We start from the raw sequence: 20495 nt of genomic DNA, 5'->3' as shown, positions 1-20495 counted from the left end.
GACCTCAAATCCAAACTTGAAGATGGTTGAAACCGGCTGCCAGCTACACTTCATTTAGTTGGAATATTAGCATATTTTGAGTTCAAAGTCTTAGCTAATTTGTTCGAAGCAAAACATTCACTTCCATCCGTAATTGATAATAGACTGCTGACTTTCTGGATTTCTTGCTCTAGAGTTTTTTTCGGAAAACAAAAAGAGAAGCGCAAAATGAAGAACAAAAATGCGCAGCTGGGGAGGATAAAATGGCACTCATAAAATATCATAACGAAATGGAGATCGATTTTGGGGCAATCAACAAGATTGGCGACACCCTGAAACGATTTGGCATCAAGCGCCCCTTGATCTGCACAGATAAAGGAATTGTTGAAACCGGCATCTATGACAGCTTGCGCCGGGCACTACCAAACGATGTTGAGGCGACACTATTTGATGAAACACCCGGCAATCCAACGGAGGTTGCGGTCAAAAAAGCGCTCGAACTCTATAAGGACAATGACTGTGATGGCGTCATTGCTCTTGGCGGTGGTTCTTCAATTGACCTCGGAAAAGGTGTTTCCCTCATGTCAACTCATGACGGTCCTATTGAAAACTGGGCTGTTGTTAAAGTTGGGCGGGATGGAATTGGCGCAACAGCCCCGATCATTGCCATCCCCACAACAGCCGGAACCGGCAGCGAGGTAGGCGGCGGCTCTGTCATCATTACCGAGGACGGTCAGAAAATCGTCATTTCAAGCCCAAACCTTTTGCCTAAAGTTGCGATCTGCGATCCGGAACTGACGCTAGGCCTGCCCAAGCACCTGACGGCTGCCACTGGCATGGATGCCATGGCTCACTGTATTGAAGCTTACTTGACCCCAGTTGTGAACCCTGTTGCTGCAGCGATTGGTCTTGATGGACTTGAGCGGGTTGTGACTTACTTAAAGCGTGCGGTTGAAGATGGCTCTGATCGGGAAGCTCGCTGGAATATGATGATGGCCGCAAGTGAGGGAGCAATGGCCTTCGCTAAAGGACTTGGGGCGGTCCATTCAATGAGCCATGCGGTGGGCGCCAATGAAGAACTCCGCGCTCATCACGGGACTCTCAATGCGGTTCTTCTGCCAACCGTTCTTCGCTTCAACGCCCCTCACGTGGGTGACAAGTTCGTTAAACTTCGACAGGCAATGGGTCTCAGTGAAGGTGCGGACATCGCCACCTGGATTGAAGGGTATAACGCCGAACTTGGACTACCTTCAAACCTTGCTGAAATGGGGGTGACTGAAGACATGATCCCCGATCTGGCCAAGCACTGCCTGACAGATGCCTGCCATTTTTCAAACCCGGTTCAGCCAACCCAGGAAGAGTATGAACAAATGTACCGGGATGCGATGGGCCTATAGAGCTATTTAAACTGTTGGTGTCAGGCGAAGGGAAAGGCAGGACATTCCGCCATCGACCTTCGCCGCTTCACTATTTGGCAGCTCCACAACTGTGAAGCCTCGCTCAATAAGACGAGCATGCGTCTTTGGAAACCCTTCTGGAAACAGAACGACATCGTTAAATCTGACCGCGTTGGCCGAAGCCTCCTCGCCAGAGGCTGTCAAAATGACCTCATACCCCTCAAAGCAACCTGTTGCAGCCAGCCGCTCCGTAGAGAGAATTACATTGTCATCCAACAAACCGCAATCAGTCTTGAAATGCAGAACTTCTGGTGGCGTTTCAAGTTCCCTTACCTGATAGCCCCAATCAGCAACCAGAGCCCGCAAGGAAGCAATGCCGTCGGCATCCGTTCTTGCCGATTTCCCGACAAGTATTTCCTTCGGTGTAACTAGAATATCGCCGCCCTCAATAAAGCCTTCCGTAATTTCCCGAACGTCTTCAAAAAGAGACTCCAAAGCTGGCCTCATTGCAGCTGTTTCACCGCGGCGGGTTGAGGCACCGGGTCGCATTACGATTGCCCCTTCTTTGAGGCATAAAGCAGTATCCTCAACGAAAACACTATCTGGAAAAGCTTCAAGTGCTTCGAGAACCATCACCTCAGCGCCCGCTTGCCGAAGCGCTTCCACATAGGCACGGTGATGCTCCTGAAAAACTTCTGCATCAGGGTTACCCGTATCCGCAGCCCGAAGACCATCAACGATAGACTGGGCGGGTTTGCGGGTGATAGCGTTAGAAAAGCGAATAGCAAACGACATGGAATTTAACGTTCCTCAGGTCCGGACATGATAAGGGGTGCACCCTAGTGAAGAGCATGCCGGCTGTCTATCCTTAGTTACTGCAATGCCCTCAACAAAAATTTCCCATATTTTTCAGGTGCAAACCTCTGAATCAGATCTAGTATTTTAGCGTCTTTGCCAACAAGGATCCGTCTTTTCCGTTTCTGAACACCCTGCAAGATAATTTTTGCGGCCTGCTCTGGCGTTGTTTTGACCATCGCTTCAAACCGCTTTGCAATTTCCTCCCGGGTTGCGCCATTTGTATACTCACTGACTAGCCTTGAGTTACGTGCGATGTCAGTCCCCACACCCCCCGGATGCACCGAAGAGGCATGAATGTTCGTTCCATCAAGCTCCAGCGCGAGGGCTTCTGTGTAACCCCGAATGGCAAATTTACTGGAATTATAGGCGCTTTGACCGGGGTAGCCGACCAGTCCAAACAAGCTTGAAACATTGATCACATGCCCCTGTCCAGCTTTCTTGAAATGCCTTAGAAAAGCTTTCGAGCCATAGATCATTCCCCAGAAATTGATGTTCATAATCCATTCGAAATGCTCGTATTCCATACTCTCTGCACTATCGAACAGCGCAACTCCGGCATTGTTGAAAACATAATCAACATGGCCGAACTCATTAACGACCTGGTCGGACCAAGCTTCAACTGCCTTTCGATCACTGACATCCAGCGAAGTGACAAGACACCCAACGTTCATAGTTGCGACTTGACTCCGGGTTTCTTCAAGTCCCTTTTCATCCAGATCGGAAATCGCAACATTGCAGCCCAACCCTGCCAGTTCAATAGCAAGTGCACGCCCAATTCCAGACCCTGCCCCTGTAATTGCGGCAACCTGTCCTCTAAAACTCATTCTGTCTCCCCATCTACATACCAGGCCTAGATTATGATGCTTTTTTTGCTTTTTCTTTCAGCGGTGCAAGGAATGCAGCGAAATCTTCTGCCATTTCATCCACCTCCGGGAATAAGGCCGCAGCCCCGATAAACCCGTGATAAAGGTCCTGATACTCCTTGTGCTGAACCTCTGCCCCAAGAGCTTGCAGTTTAGTGATCAGTCCCTCACCCTCATGACGCAAGGGATCAAAGCCACAGGTCATAATCCAAACCGGCCCTATATTCCCTTTTTGGGCTTCGGAAAGAGCTCTCACATATTCATGATTTTCATTAAGCTCATCCGTTGCAAACTGGTTTTGAAACCAATCCAAAATTTCCTTGGTCAGGACAATATTTTCATTCGCCAGCATATCCCGGGTCGGGGAAGTTTGAACCATCAAATCTGCAGGATAGATCAATCCTGTTGCTGCTGGCTGGACGCCAATTTTCCCTTTTGAGGCGGTCGCTGTGACTAATAGAGACAAAACGGCCCCCGCACTATCCCCGGCAACATAAAGCTGCGTCGGATCAACTTTCAAATTCTCCGCCTGTTCCTGCAGCCAAACCCAGCTATCAAGTGCATCATCCAAACCAGATGGGAATGGATGTTCTGGTGCCAAGCGATAAGCAACGGAAATAACCTTGGCTCCGGTGTATCTGGCAATCCGCCGGCAAACGCCATCGTGGGTTTCCAAATCTCCTATGACAAATCCGCCCCCATGAAAAAAGAGTAAAGCAGGCTTATAATCCTCTATTGGTCGATTGTCATAAACACGGCCTTTCAGGTTTCGTCCCTTCAGCTCCAGGGTGATGTCCCGGACTTCCCGGACCGCCGGCTTGGGTCCATCAAACAACGCCACTGATTTTCGGTAGGCCCCGCGCATATTTCGCACCGTCCAGTTCTGCGGCGGCACGGCAAACATCTCCTGAAGGTTCATTAATGCTTGGGCACGAGGCTTAAATTGGCGACCATCGAGTTCCAGAAGCTGACCACTCATTTTGCGCTGCCAATAGGCATCGCTGGCGCTCATTAACATGCGCCGTTTGTATAAAAAATACGGTATCTTCAGCAGCATTATGTTCTCCTTTTTCGCCACTTTTCGAGGCGCTCAACCCGACCGGGACCAGATCTTCATGTCTTTAAGGTTTAGTTTTTTCCGCTCCCGCCAGAAAAATCTGGCCGGTTTCGGATAAAGCGTGAAGTTCCGACCCTCTTCATCTTTGTACCAGCTTTTGCAACTCCCAGCCCAAACTGTGTTCGTCAATGCCCCCTGTAGAAATTGATTGTAGCGTGCAACAGCGTCGGGCGTTGGCTCTAAAAGATGCGTATTGCCAGCCTTCTTCAGGCATTGCAGAACAAATTGCATCTGTGCTTCGATCATATGCACAATTGAGGTTGAGCCGACACCCGTATTGGGCCCCGTCATGAAATAAAGGTTTGGAAAGCCGTCAACCATGGCGCCAAGGTAAGCTCCCGGCAAATCATCCCACCTCTCACTCAGGTGCACTCCTTTTCGACCCTGAATATCAATAGCCGTCATCTGACCCTGTAGGTCAAAGCCTGTCGCCAGCACAATAAGATCTGCTGAAATGCGGTTCCCTGCCCGATCAATTACGGCAGAGTGATCGACATAGTGAATGCCATTTGTATTTACATCGACATTTTCTCGGGCCAGGGCTGGGTAAAAATCATCAGAAATCAAGATCCGCTTGCACCCCATGTCATAGTCCGGGATCAGACTTTTCGCCAACCTCCGATCAGAAAATGAGGACAGAATATGCCTTTTCACCCGGTCTTCAATCTTCGATCTCAACCAAGAGTGTTTCTTAAAAAAGGGCGACAAAACATATTCAAAGCGCAAATAGATTTTCAGTCGCTCCAGCTTTAACCGCCATTTTGATTTGCGAAAGCGAGCCTTTTCCGCTTCTGTGTAGGCTCGATCTTGCCGAGGGATCACATAGTTAGGTGTTCGCTGGAACATTGTCACCCGTTTAGCCATCTTGGCAAGCTCAGGAACTGCCTGAACCGCGCTGGCTGCGCTTCCAACAACCACAATTTCTTTATCCTTTAGCTCGACATCATCTCGCCACTTAGCTGTATGGAAGACGGGTCCTTTGAAATCTGAAAGACCATCTAGTTCGGGCTCATAGGGTGTATTCAATCCTCCAGACCCTATAATTACCTGCCGTGCTGCAATTACCGTCTCTTCATCTATTTGAGCACGCCAGATTTGGTCCTTTTCATCAAATCGGATTGATTGAACCTCCTGATTAAACTTCAGGTGGGGCCGCAGCTCAAACTCGTTGGCGCAGTTTTCCAGATAGGCGAGTATTTCTGCTTGAGGTGAATAAACACGGGACCAATCAGGATTGAGCGCAAAAGAAAAGCAATAAAAATGGGAAGGAACATCGCATGCAGCGCCCGGATATCGGTTCTTGTTCCAAGTTCCCCCGACATTGTCAGTTTTCTCAAGGATCAGGAAACGCTGAACACCCTCTTTTTTCAGATAGTATCCAGCGCAAAGGCCAGAAAAACCAGCTCCGATGATCAGGACGTCCAACACGCCACTTTCATCTGCAAACTCTGTCTGTAGCCCCTTTGCGACCCCCATCACAGGACTATTCACACTTTCCCCCAAGTCTTCAGTCTTAAGTTTAGTCTTTTCCTACACCTTAGTACCCTTATTCCAAACAACTGGATCACAAAGATTGCCGGATTGCAAACTCCCATCCACTTGACGTAGGGGCTTTCTGCGCTGTGAGTTACCCTAAATTGATGAACGCCTGGAAACAAAAAAAGCGCTGAATATCGATTCAGCGCTTTTCAATTCTGGTCCGACAGTTTCTTAGGCGAGATGATCAATGATTTTCATTGTTTCCCCACCAGCCTTCAGAGCCTCAATCCACTTGCCAGCGATTTCCGGATCACTTGGTGCAGCATGAACACCTGGCTTAATTTCGCCTTTCAACACGGCCTCTACGCCGTAACTAACCGGTGTTGACACCAAACGAGCCATCGCTGTTGATTTGTCATCACCATAAGCATCCATAACAAATGATTTATCATATACGGTTTTGCCGTCTTTTTTGGCTGTAATGTCCACACTGAGGACAACCCGATCAGCTTCTCCATCCTTGACGGCATGCTTATCCCAAAGATCCTGACTGATCTCCTCAAGACGGGCATCCCCTTCAGGTCCGCTCAGTGTTTCCACTTCCTTGAAAATATGATCCCAAGCTTCGGACCATCCCCCATAACGCAATGTACCGCGGACGAACTGGCTAAGGTTCAGATTATCAAACCCATATTCTTCGATATAAGGGAGCGAGTCTCTATTTGGGTAAACCTCAAATGTTTCAGGACCTTTTTCAAGATCCAAACTATAACTTTCAACAGCATCCCAAGGACGAGAAACATCATACTCCGCTCCATCTTTCAGGCTTTTCGATGGAGACTTTAGAGCTTTCAAAACCCCAAGTGGTGACCAACTGAATTTATAGCAAAAATCGTTCTTCACCTCTGACAGCCCTCCGCAATAGGACCGGAAGTAATGTTCATTTTCAGGTGAGTATGCTGGCGATGCCTTATAATCTGCCATTAATAAATGGGCCATCAAATGATCAATGCCTGGATCCAGGCCAATTTCATTCAGCAGCACCAAGCCTTTTTCCTTGGCAGCAGCATCCAGATCCCGCATTGCAGGCGCAATGTAAGAACTGGACACAAAGTTCGCGCCCTTCTCCAAACAGATCTTCGCAACAATCGGATGGAAATCACCGGGCAGCATGGAAACAGCTACATCCCCAGCGGTCAGTGCATCTTCCAATGCCTCAAGGCTAAACGCCCGAACTTCAAAATCACCAGTCAGACCCTTTACCGCCTCTTCCGCTTTTGAAACTGTGCGGTTCCAAAGAACCAGCTTATATCCTTGCTCGATCAACCGCCGAATGCCGGGGACTGAAGACAGGCCTGCGCCTAGCCAATGAATTGTCGCCATAACGTTCTTCTCCAAATCTTTGCGTCTTAAAGACGTGCAGTATGTGTTTTGAAATCGGCCAGTGCTCGGCCCCAGATACCCTCTTCAGGCTGGTCCAGTTCCAACAAGGCCTTTACTAATTGTCCCGAATAATCATCACTGGATTCCAGTGGCAGCATGGATGGTAGATGGTCAATCGCTGTCACCTCCAAAGGATTATCACCATCAACGACCCGAATAACAGGGTCGTCAAAAGTCGTGCTGCGATTATAAATCGGGATTGGGTTGTAAGTGCTTTCCGGATCGCAGCTCACGTCTGAGATGACGGCTAATTTCCGATCTGGAGTTTCAATATCCTCAGCGGTAACAAAGCGCGGGCAATCCTTGTTCGCCAAAATACAGTTCACAAAGATTGAATGTTGCTGGATTTCCGGAAACGGCCCTCCAGAGGATGTCTCTTTCATATCCCATCCGGTAACATCCAAATTCAGATGTTTTCCTAGATCTACTGCGCCGCTACCGCTTCGCCCCAAGGCTCCGATGACAATGAGGCTCGGCTTTTCCTCAAATTCGGCCAACTCTCCTCTGAGTTCATTCAGCAGGCTATCCACATTTGGATAATCCGTAACTTCACTCAAGGAAGGGTTTCGACCTGCCTTGATCCCACTCCAGGTTTTTACAGCAACCGCTGCGCCTGCAAAGCCGGCCCAGTAACCAAAAGCTGCGACCCGACGACCATTTTCATCGACCAGACATTCGAGGTCATAAAGAGTCCCTTTGCCTGTTACAAAGCGGCCAAGGGTTTTCTGCCAGCCTGGCTGGTCCTTATAGACGTGACCAAAATAAATATGTTTGTGAACTAGGTCTGTTTCTGCATTGGGCAATTCTTTCACGCCCAACACATATGCATCCCTAGGCGCCTCTGGCCAACTGCCTTGCTCGGCAATTTCGCAGCCCACAGCTTCATATTGTTCAATCGGAATGCATCTATCAGGGGATTTCTCGACGGTCACCCGGTATCCGGCGTCCATCAAGAGTTTTACATCCCGAGGAACAAGTGCAACCCGCTTCTCATGAGCTTTATGTTCAGTACGGACCCAGATATGGGCCTTGTATGCTGTGTCAGACATTCTACAAAATCTACCAGTTTCAGATTCCAGAAGCAGGGACACTACTCAAAAACGATGGCGACTTCCACCCCAATATCTGAGTTATGCCCTGAAAAAAACAGGGTCCGAATTGTGGGAAGACAAACAAAGGGCATCTGAATGGGAGAACCCGCACTTAACGTCAGATATCAGCACGAAATGATTAAAATCAACGACAGCGATTTCACTAGTAGATATAATCGCATAACGGGAGGTATCTTATGACGATAGATCAAATAACCGAATTTCTGGGCTGGTGCTCCGTCCTCAATATTGCTCTTCTCACTCTGGCAGCATTGAGTATCATGGTTTTGCGAAACCCAATCATGAGCCTGCACCACGCACTGTTTGGAATTGAAAAAGAAGCTTTGCCGGATCTCTATTTAAAATACCTGGCTGCGTACAAAATCTTGATATTGATGACAAATCTGGTGCCTTACATAGCCCTGAAGCTAATGGCAGGCTAGATTAGCCGCCAACCTGGTATAATGGCGGCTGGTCTCCATCCGCGAGGCCGGTATCGAGCCAGCGGGTCCAGGCTTTCTCGATGTCTTCGTATGTCCCGTTTACGGTGATATGGCTAAGACCCGTATCCAATAATTTTGCTGCCCGCTCAGCCTTTTCCCCCAATGCGCGGGAAAAAGACACGTAAAGACCGTAAGTTGCATGAAGGGAGACAGGTTCAGGCAATTGCTTGATCAGCTCACGATGATCAGCCATCTGGTATTTGGCGACCTTCTCATAAACAAGCGCATAATCTGCCCGCCCTCTGGCCACCATCGCCAAGGTTTGCAGATCTGAGTCAACGAAGACCTTCTTGATTTTTTCATCCTGATCGAATTCATCTGTGTACGTATACCCACGAACAACAGCAAACCGAGCGTTATGATATGATGACTGATCAAACTCTTTTGGATGTCCCTTACGGGCGTAAATCAGGATTTTTCCATAGAGCAATGGCTTGTTATGCAGAATATATTTTCGGCTATTTTCATAGGAATTGGTTGTGTTGAAGCAGCCGAGGAAGGTTCCGTTTTCGACCTTTTCCATGCACCGGTTATAGGGAACGTAGAGAAGGTTCAGCTGACAGCCAACCGCTGCGTAGGCGGCCCTGACAATATCGAACGAAAATCCGCGCTGTTTACCATTGTGAAGACCAGAATAAGGGAAAAAGGAATCCTCGGCAGCAAGCGTAATTGTCTCACCCTCCGTGCATTGAACCTCAGCAGCAGATGCTGGAGAGATGCACAGGACAGTTAGCACAAGGACTACAGCCAGATGGTAAACCGTTTTGATTTTCGCCCCCTTTGTGTGTTGAGGGCTTGCCGCAACATTAAGGTCAGAATTCTCACTGATTTAAGGCTGTCAAAATATCCTTTATAAAACCTTAAAAAAAGAGCCGCGACTTGGTTTAGCCGCGGCTCTTTCATAAAAAAGTATACTATCGGTTGCGTTAGTCGTCTGACCACCCACTGACAGATTTCACCTCAAGGAAATCTTCAAGGCCCCAGACACCGCCTTCGCGCCCATTACCTGATTGCTTGTATCCACCAAACGGTGCACCTGCGCCGCGTGCCTGGCCGTTCATTTCAACCATGCCTGAACGGAGGCGACGCGCCATGCGGCGAAGCCGTGCTGGATCCTGAGTCTGAACATAGTTTGTCAGACCATAAACTGTGTTATTGGCAACTTTGACAGCTTCTTCTTCAGTATCGAATTTCATGATAGACAAAACTGGACCGAAGATCTCTTCACGAGCAATCGTCATATCTTCCGTGACGTCAGCAAAAACTGTTGGGCGCACGAAATAACCTTTGTTCAGGCCTGCAGGTCGGCCTGGGCCACCCGCTACCAGTGTTGCACCTTCTTCAATGCCTTTTTCGATCAGACCCTGGATCTTGTTGTACTGAGCTTCAGAAACAACAGGACCGATGTGACGGCCTTCCTTATCTGACAAATCAACTGCAGTTGCCTCAGCAGCCTGCTTAGCTGACTCAACAGCATCATCATAAATGCTGCTTTCTACAAGCATCCGTGTTGGTGCGTTACAGGACTGACCAGAGTTATTAAAGCAATGCATCGCACCGCGTTTTACGGCTTTCTCATCAGCATCTGCGAAAATGACATTGGCACCTTTACCACCCAGCTCCAGCGCGACCCGTTTCACGGTATCCGCTGCATTTTTGGAGATGGCAATACCTGCACGGGTTGACCCTGTGAAGGAGATCATATCCACATCTTCGTGACCAGACAGCTGCGTACCCACACCCATACCGTCGCCGTTCACCAGGTTGAAAACACCGGCTGGGAAGCCAGCTTCATCCATAAATTCAGCAAACAACATAGAAGAAAGCGGAGCAATCTCAGATGGCTTGAGGACAACAGTACAACCAACAGCTACCGCAGGAACAACCTTCAAAGTTACCTGGTTCATTGGCCAGTTCCATGGCGTAATCAGTCCGCAAACACCCACTGGCTCATATAGAATCCGATCATTCGGCGCATGTGGGCCCAGTGGGCGCTCAAATTCAAACTTCTTGAAAGCCCGAATGAAGTTCCGGATATGGAAGGAGCCAGAACCCTGCTGCGCTGTTTTGGACATGGAGATCGGAGCCCCCATTTCCATTGAGATGGCTTGACCCATTTCCTCAGCACGTGCTTCATAGATATCTGCCAGTTTTTCAACTTTGGCTAGACGCTCTTCCTTCGGAGTTTCACTCCAGGGAATAAAAGCTGCTTTTGCTGCAGCAACCGCCGCGTCTGTATCAGCCTGGCTGCCCAGTGAAATCACTGCACAGGCTTCTTCAGTCGAAGGATTGATGACTTCAAGATCATTTGGCTGCGAAGGATCTACCCACTGGCCATTGATATAAAATTTCCGTTTATCTAACACCTTGTTTTCTCCCATTTATTTTTAGTTCTCCCCGGCAAGCCTTCTGAATTGGAGGTATTTCAGTGGGATTGCTCACCTGGGGTATCACATAGAATATTCACACCGCCGGCAAAACCGACCGCCCATTTCTGCGGGCTACCTTGCCCCTTCCCCAACGTCAGCGCAAGGCCTATTTCTTAAAATGATACAGTTTGATCATAAAAAATATATTTTTTGTAGCATTTCAGGTAACGGTCGGCCCCACCGCCCATTATATTATTGTTTACTTATTTTCTTTAAAGCTCTTCTTAGCGGTTTTAACAATGGAGAGTTTAAATGACACCCAAGCAAATTGAATTGGTTCAGACCAGCTTCAAATCCGTTGCGGCCATCAGTGAACAGGCTGCGGAACTGTTCTACAACCGACTTTTTGAACTGGACCCTTCATTGAAGCCACTCTTTAAGGGCAACATGAAGGAGCAAGGTAAGAAGCTGATGGCTACGATAGGGGTCGCTGTCTCAAGCTTGAAAAACCTGGAAAAGATCCGTCCAACAGTTGAAGCCCTTGGCAAATCCCATAAGGATTACGGTGTTCAGGACCGGCATTATGATACCGTTGCAGAAGCCCTGATCTGGACCCTGGGAAAAGGCTTGGGCGATGCCTTTACAGAAGATGTAAAAGCGGCTTGGGTTGAAACTTATACAACATTGGCCACAATCATGAAGGAAGCGGCGAAACCGAACCCTGCGGAAATACTCGCAAAAAGCCTGCTATCAGAGGCAATCTATCGGATACCGGAATTCGAAAAGCAACGAGCCGCGAATTGAAACTCGTCACGAATTAGACTGGATTTTCTGGAGCTGAAAAGGTAAGAAGCCTGACCCGGAACTGTCACTAATCAGGTTATAACTTTGATCACCAGCACTCGAAACCGCATCTTGTGTTTTGCGCTCTGCTTTCTCGGCGTTGCCCTCCTCTCCACCAGCCTTTTGTGGGCGCCTGCGGCGGCTGTCTGGGAAAAGGTTGATAGCCAGGCATTTTATCTGCTGAACGGTAGCCTGACGGTAAGTCCTGCTTGGACTTATTTCTGGGCTTACCTCAACATGCATGTGGCAAATGTGGTCGCAGGCGTGTTCATGGTTGTACTGCTGCTCTTCTATGTTTTCACGCATCGTGAAGACACTGGAGAGAAAAAACTGGCAGCCTTTACGCTGGTTGCCCTGTTTGTATGTCTGGGCATTGTTGTGAGTAAAACAGGATTTCAGGAAATGGAACGGCTGAGCCCCTCCCTTGTCCTGACGCCTTTTTATAATCTCAATGAAATGACCGTCGGATTAAAAACCAAAGTTCAGTCCAGCCACTCGTTTCCTGGCGACCATGGCGTTACGACTTTCATCTATTCCATCCTGGTCATCCTGCTGATCAAAAGCCGAACAATCACAACACTCGCTGTTATCTTTGCATTCCTCAACAATCTGCCGCGGCTTTTCAGCGGCGCTCATTGGCTGAGCGATGTCATCGTTGGCGGGGGCGCGATTACACTGCTTGTGCTGCCTTTTGCCATTGCAACACCTGTCGGTGCATATATTGAAAGACTTTGGTATTTTCTTGGCGCCCGGATCCGCCCTCTGGGTTACCTGATCTCTTTGATGACCCGAGGGCAAAGAACCTGACCTGCTGACAAAACGCCGCTCAGTCAAATCCGAGAAAGGTTGCCACATTCTCCAGTTCTTCGCGCTGGCTGACCAAGGTGTTTTCAATCGCCGAAGTATCTTCATACCCCATTGCCAGACCGGACAGTAAAACCTGATCTTCTGGAATATTCAGATGGCGGAAAATTGGCTCCTGAAATGAAATCCATGCTGCCTGCGGGCAGGTATGCAGCCCCTCTCCCCGTGCTGCCAGCATTACTGTCTGCATATAAAGACCAGCATCAAACCAGCTTCCACGCCCAAGATAGGCATCCGTCGTAAAGAAAAGCCCAACTGGCGCATCAAAGAATTGGAAATTTCGGCGAGACTGCTGTGCCGTTCTCTCCCGATCCCCTTTTTCAATGCCAAGCAAGCCATACAGCTCCCAGCCGAGCTGGCGCCGCCGATCCCGATGAACAGGCTTCCATTCTGCGGGGTAATAATCATAGTCCTCATATTTGCTGGCTTTGCCCTGATCAAAAAGAGCGCAAACATCTCGAACAATGGCATCCTTCACCTCGCCGGTGCAGACATACACATGCCATGGCTGCGTATTTGTGCCACTTGGCGATCTCTGGGAGAGCCTTAGAATTCTCTCAATCGTGTCTTTTTCCACTGGTGTATCAAGAAAGGCCCGGACAGATTTTCGGGATTGGATGGCGTCTTCAATATTCATTTTTATCGCTCCAATGCGTTTTGGCGCGATTATGCCGCTGCTTTTGAAATCCGTAAACCCCCACGCCACCTGCTGCAGCGAATTAGCAAAAAAATGCCCGCTAATTTGCGGGCATTTTCAAGTCAGTCGTCAGGATGGTTATCCTTCTTTCGTCTGTTTATGTACTCGGCTAAGTCCCAGATATAAACTGACACACATCAACAGCAGCACGATGGCAAACGGGAAACCGGTGGAAACGGCCATGGCCTGCAGTGCCGTCAGGGCACTGGCACCACCAACCAGCAACAGGGTTGCTGCAACGATCCCCTCAAAGGAACACCAGAAAACCCGTTGCGCTACTGGGGCATCCACCTTTCCACCTGCTGTGATGGTATCAATCACCAGCGAGCCGGAATCGGATGAGGTGACAAAGAACACCAGCACCAGAATAATTCCCAGGAATGATGTAATGGCTGCCAACGGAAGAGGTTCCAGCATGACAAAGAGTTTGAGCTCAAGTGCAGCATCTTTAACTGGGGCTGTTGCATCAGCAAATACCTGCGAAATAGCTGTCCCACCAAAAACGCTCATCCAAACGACGGTTACAAGTGTTGGAATGATAATCACACAGAAGACAAACTCCCGAACTGTACGCCCTCTTGAAACACGAGCGATGAACATTCCGACAAATGGTGACCAGGAAATCCACCAAGCCCAGTAAAAGGAAGTCCAGCCTTGCGTAAAGTTGTTATCTTCCCGGCCGAATGGCATGGACAGCGGAACAACGTCTTTCAGATAGGCAAGGCTCCCTTCAAACATGGTCGTGAAGATTTCGCCTGTTGGTCCGACGAAGAGCACAAAGATCAACAACAGGCCCGCTAGCGCTATGTTAACCTCAGAGAGGATTTTAACGCCGCCATCAAGACCGCGCAGAACGGATATCAATGCCAGGATTGTAATGAACGAAATCAACAGGACCTTGGCCAGGTTGCCCGTGCTCCAGCCAAATAGGAAGTTTAAGCCAGCCAAAGCCTGCTCTGTTCCAAAACCCAAAGACGTTGCCAGCCCAAATAACGTTGCGAATACCGCAAGCGTATCAATGATGTGACCAGTCCAGCCCCATACCCGTTCGCCAAATAGGGGATAGAATGCTGAGCGCAGTGTTAAGGGTAGATGACTGTTAAATGAGAAGAAAGCGAGAGCCAGAGCGACAACAGCATAAATGGCCCAAGGATGAATGGCCCAATGAAAAATCGTAGCTGCCATTCCAAGGCCAAGCGCTGCATCATGATCACCAGCAGCAGCACCAAGAGGAGCCCAGTCTGTTCGAACCCCATTTTCTACCGCTGTCCCTCCCATGGAGGACGCAAAATGAGACATCGGTTCTGACACGCCAAAGAACATCAGGCCAATACCCATACCAGCGGCGAACAGCATCGCGAACCAGCTTATGTAACTGTAATCCGGCTCAGCCTCCATTCCGCCCAATCGAATTTTCCCAAGCGGCGAGACCAAAAGGTATAGGCAAAACAGCACAAATATATTTGCTGCACTCAGGAAAAACCAATCAAACTTGGACGTGAGAAAAGGCCGTAGCCAACCAAAAAACTCAGTAGCCTCAGCCTGAAACATTAATGTGATCAGAACAAACGCAACAATCGCGATGCCTGAAATCAAGAAAACAGGATTATGAATATCTAACCCAAATGGGGAAACATTATGTTGTCCTATTTCATGATCAGTATCGATTGGATTCAGATGGGTATCGTTGATATCTGTCATGTCATCACCCTCCCTAATGTTGACAGTTCCACAGCCCCAACGGGATGCGTCACTGGGCTTAAGAAAACTCACCCGACCTTAACAGCCTAAGCCTTTTTACGGTGGTCAAAAAACCAGACAGCAGCCTCTTCCTGTTCAAATTTCGCCATTTCCTAATAAATAAATTCCGCAAGTACCTCTGAGCAGCGCGCTGAGACTGGATTAGAGTTGGCTGTGTCTGCTATGTCACAAATCCTAGATTTTTTTGTAGGTTCCAAAACAGAACTTATATATAACCGAATAAACCCACACACGGGTCATGTGAAGGAGAAGAAGAATGGATGCGAAAATTGTTGGCTGGGGTCACACGCCCTTTGGCAAACATGAAGATAAAACGATTGAAGATCTGATCATTACGGCAGCAAAAGAAGCCATTGATCACGCTGGCTTAGAACCCTCAGACATTGACAGTATATGGCTGGGACATTTCAACTCCGGTATGGTTCCAGATGGATTTGCCTCTTCACTCGCGCTCAATCTGGATGACAGCCTTCGGTTCACACCTGCCACGCGACTTGAAAACGCCTGTGCTTCCGGATCCGCTGCTGTGTACTCAGCTCGCAATGCCATTAAGGCTGGATCCTCCAAGGTCGCTCTGGTGATCGGTGCTGAGAAAATGACAGAACTGGATACAGCTGGCGTTACCAAAGCCTTGGCTGGTGCGTCCTACCAAAAGGAAGAGGCTGACCTCTCCTTCCCTGCAATTTTTGGTAAGTTTGCGGCCGCATACTTCAATGCGCATGGGGACAGTTCCGAAACTCTGGCCCGGATTGCAGAAAAAAATCACCGAAATGCACTCAATAATCCGCTTGCTCACATTCGGAAGGATCTGGATTTCGATTTCTTCAATACGGTGACAAATAAAAACCCGCTGATTGCGCCCCCGCTTCGACTAACCGACTGTTCCCCCATCAGTGACGGGGCTGCAGCCTTGATTATGGTGTCAGACGACCGGGCTGCTGATTTCGATAATGCCATTGCCTTCCGCGCGGCGGCCCATATCAATGACTTCCTTCCCATGTCCAAACGGGACCCCCTAAAATTCGAAGGACCAAAAACAGCTTTCGCTAATGCCTTTTCTGAGGCCGGAATTTCTGTAAATGATCTGGATTTTGCAGAAGTCCATGATTGCTTCACCATTGCAGAATTGATGATCTATGAAGCAATGGGTCTTGCTGAACCGGGTAAAGGGGCCAACCTTATCAAAGAAGGCACCGTCATGGCGGATGGCCGCTTGCCGATTAACATTTCAGGCGGATTGAAAGCCAAGGGGCACCCGGTTGGTGCAACCGGTGTTTCCATGCACGTCCTCGCAGCTATGCAATTGACTGGAACTGCTGGTGGCATTCAGAAGGAAGGGGCGGAGCTCGGCTGTGTCTTCAATATGGGTGGTTCAGGCGTTGCCAACTATTGCAGCATTTTAGAAAAAGCAAGCTAACCTTGGCTGGGCCAGCAAGATGAAATGCTGGCCCAGTTTACACTCAAGAACACTCTTATCCCCTACGTTAATTTCCCCGCACTGCTGAAACGGGGATTCTTGTAGTTTCTTCCTTAAAGAGCTTCCCGCCATATATATTTAAACCTGAAGTTGCTAGCGATGAAATATTAGGCAATTATATGGTCTGAAATCTAATATTTCTCTTTTGATTGCGGATATTTACTAAATTTTCTCTAAATTACACTTGCAGAAACGGCGAAGCATATTCACAATCATTTTCAGTGAGACATCAACAAAGTAACGAAACAAGTCTCAGGTAAAATAATAATCGGGAGGAAATCTATGCACATTTCACGTACAGGAAATTTCGGCAAAGCGATCGCAGTCGCAGCTGGTCTGGTTGCAGGTATTGCAACTTCAGCTGGCGCAGCCGATTTGCCAAAGTCCCTGATTTGGACAGCCTACGGCACCACATCCAGTGGCTATGCCCAGTCTGTTGCAATGGGAAATATGCTTAAGAATGAATACGGGACATCTATTCGGGTATTGCCTGGTAAGAATGACATTTCCCGGATGACACCATTGAAAGTTGGTAAAGCAGACTACTGTGCTTGCGGTATCGCCAGCTATTTCGGCCAGGAAGGCGTAATGCAGTTTGCGACTCCTGACTGGGGTCCACAGCCTCTTCGGGTTATTATGACCTCTAAAGGTTCATTCGGCCTTGGCCTTGCTGTTGCTGGTGACGCTGGTATCAAAACGCCTGCTGACCTGAAAGGAAAACGCATTGCCTGGGTTCGGGGTTCAGATGCGTTGAACATCGGTGCTGAAGCCATGATGGCTTTTGCTGGACTAACTTGGGATGATGTTACGAAAGTTGAATTCCCTGGCTTTAAAGACTCCATCGACGGCGTCATTAACGGCCAAGCTGACGCAGCTTTCTCATCCACAGTATCTCCACATCTGAAACGTCTGGCTGCAAGTCCACGTGGTATCACTTGGACACCAATGGCTGCTGATGACGCAAAAGGTTGGAGCCAGCTAAACGGTGTTGCGCCATACTTCTCACCAACCAAAGCGGTTGTCGGTGCAGAAATTTCAAAAGACAAACCATGGAACGGTGCAGGTTACCCTTACCCAATCCTGGTGACGAACGCACCACGTTCAGCTGATGAAGTCTATACGCTGACAAAAGCGCTTGTTGAAAAGCATGATGCATACAAAGACAACGCTCCTGGCGCCAAAGGCTGGCATATTGACAGCCAGTCATTCGAGTGGATCCTGCCTTACCATGAAGGTGCAGTGAAATACTTCAAGGAAATTGGCAAATGGTCTGACGCTGCTCAGGCTCACAACGATGGCCTCATCAAACGTCAGGATGTTTTGATGAAAGCCTATGCAGCCTACAAAGCAACAAACCCATCTGACGATGAGTTTAAAGCTGGCTGGTCTGCCGCTCGGATCAAAGCTCTTGAAGCAGCTGGCCTTCCTGTCGGTGTAAAATAATACTTCAAAATTGGGGTTTGGCGGAGCTATCCCTTCGCCAAACCCTTCTCCTGACTCTAACCTAAGATGAGGGAACCACTGATCTACTGGGAGATCAGTAAAACCGGACTACAACAAGAAGCCGGAAAAATGAAAACCTAACGGGAGACACCGAAAAGTGACATCTGCTCCTACCAAAAAAAGAAATCGAGCAGTCCCTGTAAGGCAAGCTTTGAACGCTTTCGCCTCAGGGTTCTTTATGGTCAGACCTGTCGGTCCCTGCAGAACTGCAATCCTTTACAAGTGTGACTAACATGACAGACAAAGTAACCGCTCCAGACGTTGTGGAAGAGCCAACCCGCCGCCGTCAACTCTCTGGTCCCTGGGCCTTGCTGCCCTATATCTCTGCGATCGTTGTCCTGATCTTGTCGATCAACCAGCTATTCAACTTCGGCTTTTTTGTCGGCTATACATTTCTCTCAAACCAATATGCCTACATCATTGCAGGTCTCCTGCTGCCGCTGATTTTTATCATGTGGCCAGCAACAACTAAATCCAGCCGAACATCTGTGCCAATTTATGATGCGATCCTGGCATTGGCCACGTTGGTCATCTGTTTCTTTTTCGCCTATAGCAGCGAAAAAATCCTGGATGAAGGCTGGGAATATCTCGCGCCTGACTATGCGATTTATATGAGCTACCTGTTTTGGGCTCTCATCTTTGAATGTACTCGACGGGCCGGCGGCCTAGCCATCTTCACGATCGTGGTGGTTATCTCCTTCTATCCGCTGTTTGCAGATGTAATGCCAGGTCCTATTGCAGGCGCGGCAGCAACCCTACCGGATACAGCCATTTTCCATACCATGAGTTCGGAAAGTGTGCTTGGCATTCCGTTGCGGGCGTTTACCAATCTGGTGATTGGCTTCCTGGTCTTTGGTGTTGCTCTTCAATATACGGGCGGCGGCAAATTCTTCATTAACTTTGCCTTTGGCCTTCTGGGTCATGTTCGGGGCGGACCTGCGAAAGTGGCTATTTTCTCAAGCGGCCTGATGGGCTCCATGAGCGGTAGCGTGATCACAAACGTTTTGACAACTGGTGTTCTCTCCATTCCTGCTATGCGACGCGTGGGTTTCTCTCGCTCCTATGCGGGTGGTGTTGAAACCTGCGCCTCCACGGGCGGCGTCCTCATGCCTCCGATTATGGGGGCAACCGCCTTCATTATGGCCACCTTCCTTGAAGTTCCCTATATCGACATTGCGATTGCAGCGATCATTCCATCTCTGCTGTATTTCTTTGGTCTGTTCATCCAGATAGACTCTTATGCAGCAAAGAATGACCTGAAGGGGCTCCCACAGGAAGAACTGCCATCCCTGAAGCAAACCTTGAAAGAAGGGTGGCACTTCATTGCCGTCTTCGTCATTCTGGTTTGGCTTCTGGTGTTCCTGAAACAGGAAGCGATTGCACCTTTCTACGCAACGGCTCTACTCATCATCATTAACCAGATCTTCCCCTACTCCCGTTGGGGCTGGGAAGATTTGAAGAAATTCGTCATGGGTACAGCCAGCCTGTTTGCAGAACTTGCAGGCATCCTTTGCGGTGTTGGTCTGATCGTTGGTGCATTGGCAGTGACTGGTATGTCCGGCACCATCGCCAACGACCTGATCTTCCTTGCAGGTGGTAACGCTCTCGTGCTGCTTTTCATGGGCGCACTGACAAGCTTTATCCTCGGGATTGGAATGACTGTGACAGCCGCCTATATCTTCCTGGCGATTTCACTGGCACCAGCGGTGATCAGTGCAGGTCTGGATCCTATGGCGGTTCATCTCTTCATCCTTTACTGGGGTATGCTCAGCTTTATCACCCCACCGGTTGCTCTTGGCGCATTTGCGGCGGCAACAGTGGCAGGTGCCAAGCCAATGGAAACTGGTTTTCAGGCAATGAAGCTCGGAAGTATCATTTACTTCATTCCCTTCTTCTTTGTCCTCAACCCAGCCCTCATCCTGCAAGGGGATGCCTATACGATTACTAAAGTCGTTTTGACCGCTCTCGTTGGTGTCTGGCTAATTGCCAGTGGTCTACAAGGCTATCTTGCCTGGGTCGGCAAACTGGACATCCATCCACAAGGCGGTCTTGTCGTTCGGGCTTTGATTATCCTTGCCGGGTTGGCCTTGGCCACACCGGGCGGCGGATTGATACCGTTCACCAACTATGAGCTCGGAGCCTATGCCTTAATTCTGCTGGCGCCCGCGATCATTGTGACTTTGCTTGTCAACAAAAGGAAAAGCATTGCCACCGGTTGACGGCAACCAATAAGTCGAAACCTGAAAGGCCG

17 protein-coding genes are annotated in these 20495 nt (G+C 48.9%); 7 read left to right on the top strand and 10 right to left on the bottom strand.

Annotated elements, in window-relative coordinates; all coding sequences use genetic code 11:
- Positions 1-242 precede the first annotated feature (242 nt).
- Positions 243-1376: an iron-containing alcohol dehydrogenase gene (locus HH301_RS08130; RefSeq protein WP_169568318.1), complete on the top strand. Its 1134-nt coding sequence runs from the start codon at positions 243-245 to the stop codon at positions 1374-1376.
- A gap of 6 nt (positions 1377-1382) precedes the next feature.
- On the opposite strand, the gene HH301_RS08125 is transcribed toward HH301_RS08130, so the two are convergent.
- The 6 genes from HH301_RS08125 to HH301_RS08100 form a co-directional block, all read right to left on the bottom strand.
- On the bottom strand, positions 1383-2171 hold the full coding sequence (locus tag HH301_RS08125) for a dimethylarginine dimethylaminohydrolase family protein (RefSeq protein ID WP_169568316.1): 789 nt from the start codon (positions 2169-2171) through the stop codon (positions 1383-1385).
- Positions 2172-2248: 77 nt separating this feature from the next.
- A complete protein-coding gene (locus HH301_RS08120) occupies positions 2249-3058 on the bottom strand; it encodes an SDR family NAD(P)-dependent oxidoreductase (RefSeq protein ID WP_169568314.1) in 810 nt (269 codons plus the stop codon).
- A 31-nt stretch (positions 3059-3089) separates the two neighbouring features.
- On the bottom strand, positions 3090-4109 hold the full coding sequence (locus tag HH301_RS08115) for an alpha/beta hydrolase (RefSeq protein WP_169568312.1): 1020 nt from the start codon (positions 4107-4109) through the stop codon (positions 3090-3092).
- 78 nt (positions 4110-4187) lie between these two features.
- The gene (locus HH301_RS08110) at positions 4188-5705 is read right to left on the bottom strand and encodes an NAD(P)-binding domain-containing protein (protein WP_169568310.1); all 1518 of its coding nucleotides are present in this window, start codon (positions 5703-5705) and stop codon (positions 4188-4190) included.
- A gap of 219 nt (positions 5706-5924) precedes the next feature.
- Positions 5925-7076 (bottom strand): saccharopine dehydrogenase family protein, encoded by a 1152-nt coding sequence (locus HH301_RS08105; RefSeq protein WP_169568308.1) that lies wholly within the window; start codon positions 7074-7076, stop codon positions 5925-5927.
- 26 nt (positions 7077-7102) lie between these two features.
- The gene (locus HH301_RS08100) at positions 7103-8185 is read right to left on the bottom strand and encodes a saccharopine dehydrogenase (protein WP_169568306.1); all 1083 of its coding nucleotides are present in this window, start codon (positions 8183-8185) and stop codon (positions 7103-7105) included.
- Between the two features lie 239 nt (positions 8186-8424).
- Between HH301_RS08100 and HH301_RS08095 the strand changes: the two genes are divergently transcribed.
- Positions 8425-8670, top strand: coding sequence for a DUF6868 family protein (locus HH301_RS08095; protein ID WP_169568304.1), 246 nt, complete (start codon positions 8425-8427; stop codon positions 8668-8670).
- Between the two features lies 1 nt (position 8671).
- Here HH301_RS08095 and HH301_RS08090 read toward each other — a convergent pair whose 3' ends face one another.
- Entirely contained in the window at positions 8672-9466 is a 795-nt protein-coding gene (locus tag HH301_RS08090; protein WP_169568303.1) for a transporter substrate-binding domain-containing protein, read from the bottom strand.
- A 190-nt stretch (positions 9467-9656) separates the two neighbouring features.
- Complete coding sequence (locus tag HH301_RS08085) at positions 9657-11096, bottom strand: aldehyde dehydrogenase family protein (protein WP_169568301.1); 1440 nt, start codon at positions 11094-11096, stop codon at positions 9657-9659.
- Between the two features lie 315 nt (positions 11097-11411).
- On the opposite strand from HH301_RS08085, the gene HH301_RS08080 reads away from it, so the two are divergent.
- Complete coding sequence (locus HH301_RS08080) at positions 11412-11903, top strand: globin family protein (RefSeq protein WP_169568299.1); 492 nt, start codon at positions 11412-11414, stop codon at positions 11901-11903.
- A gap of 84 nt (positions 11904-11987) precedes the next feature.
- Positions 11988-12749 (top strand): phosphatase PAP2 family protein, encoded by a 762-nt coding sequence (locus HH301_RS08075; protein WP_169568297.1) that lies wholly within the window; start codon positions 11988-11990, stop codon positions 12747-12749.
- A gap of 19 nt (positions 12750-12768) precedes the next feature.
- Here the strand turns inward: HH301_RS08075 and HH301_RS08070 are convergent, their stop codons facing one another.
- A complete protein-coding gene (locus HH301_RS08070) occupies positions 12769-13443 on the bottom strand; it encodes a nitroreductase (protein WP_169568296.1) in 675 nt (224 codons plus the stop codon).
- 138 nt (positions 13444-13581) lie between these two features.
- Positions 13582-15204 (bottom strand): BCCT family transporter, encoded by a 1623-nt coding sequence (locus tag HH301_RS08065; RefSeq protein WP_169568294.1) that lies wholly within the window; start codon positions 15202-15204, stop codon positions 13582-13584.
- Between the two features lie 316 nt (positions 15205-15520).
- On the opposite strand from HH301_RS08065, the gene HH301_RS08060 reads away from it, so the two are divergent.
- The 3 genes from HH301_RS08060 (at position 15521) to HH301_RS08050 (ending at position 20463) form a co-directional block, all read left to right on the top strand.
- Positions 15521-16681, top strand: a complete 1161-nt coding sequence (locus tag HH301_RS08060; RefSeq protein WP_169568292.1) for an acetyl-CoA acetyltransferase — start codon at positions 15521-15523, stop codon at positions 16679-16681.
- A 342-nt stretch (positions 16682-17023) separates the two neighbouring features.
- On the top strand, positions 17024-18184 hold the full coding sequence (locus tag HH301_RS08055; protein ID WP_169568290.1) for a TAXI family TRAP transporter solute-binding subunit: 1161 nt from the start codon (positions 17024-17026) through the stop codon (positions 18182-18184).
- A 293-nt stretch (positions 18185-18477) separates the two neighbouring features.
- Positions 18478-20463, top strand: coding sequence for a TRAP transporter permease (locus HH301_RS08050; protein ID WP_169568289.1), 1986 nt, complete (start codon positions 18478-18480; stop codon positions 20461-20463).
- The last annotated feature ends 32 nt before the right edge of the window (positions 20464-20495 follow it).

Origin of the sequence: Sneathiella limimaris, from assembly GCF_012932565.1 — a bacterium.
GTDB lineage: Bacteria > Pseudomonadota > Alphaproteobacteria > Sneathiellales > Sneathiellaceae > Sneathiella > Sneathiella limimaris.
Note: the sequence above shows the minus strand (reverse complement) of the source record. Positions and strands in the feature narration are given on the sequence as shown.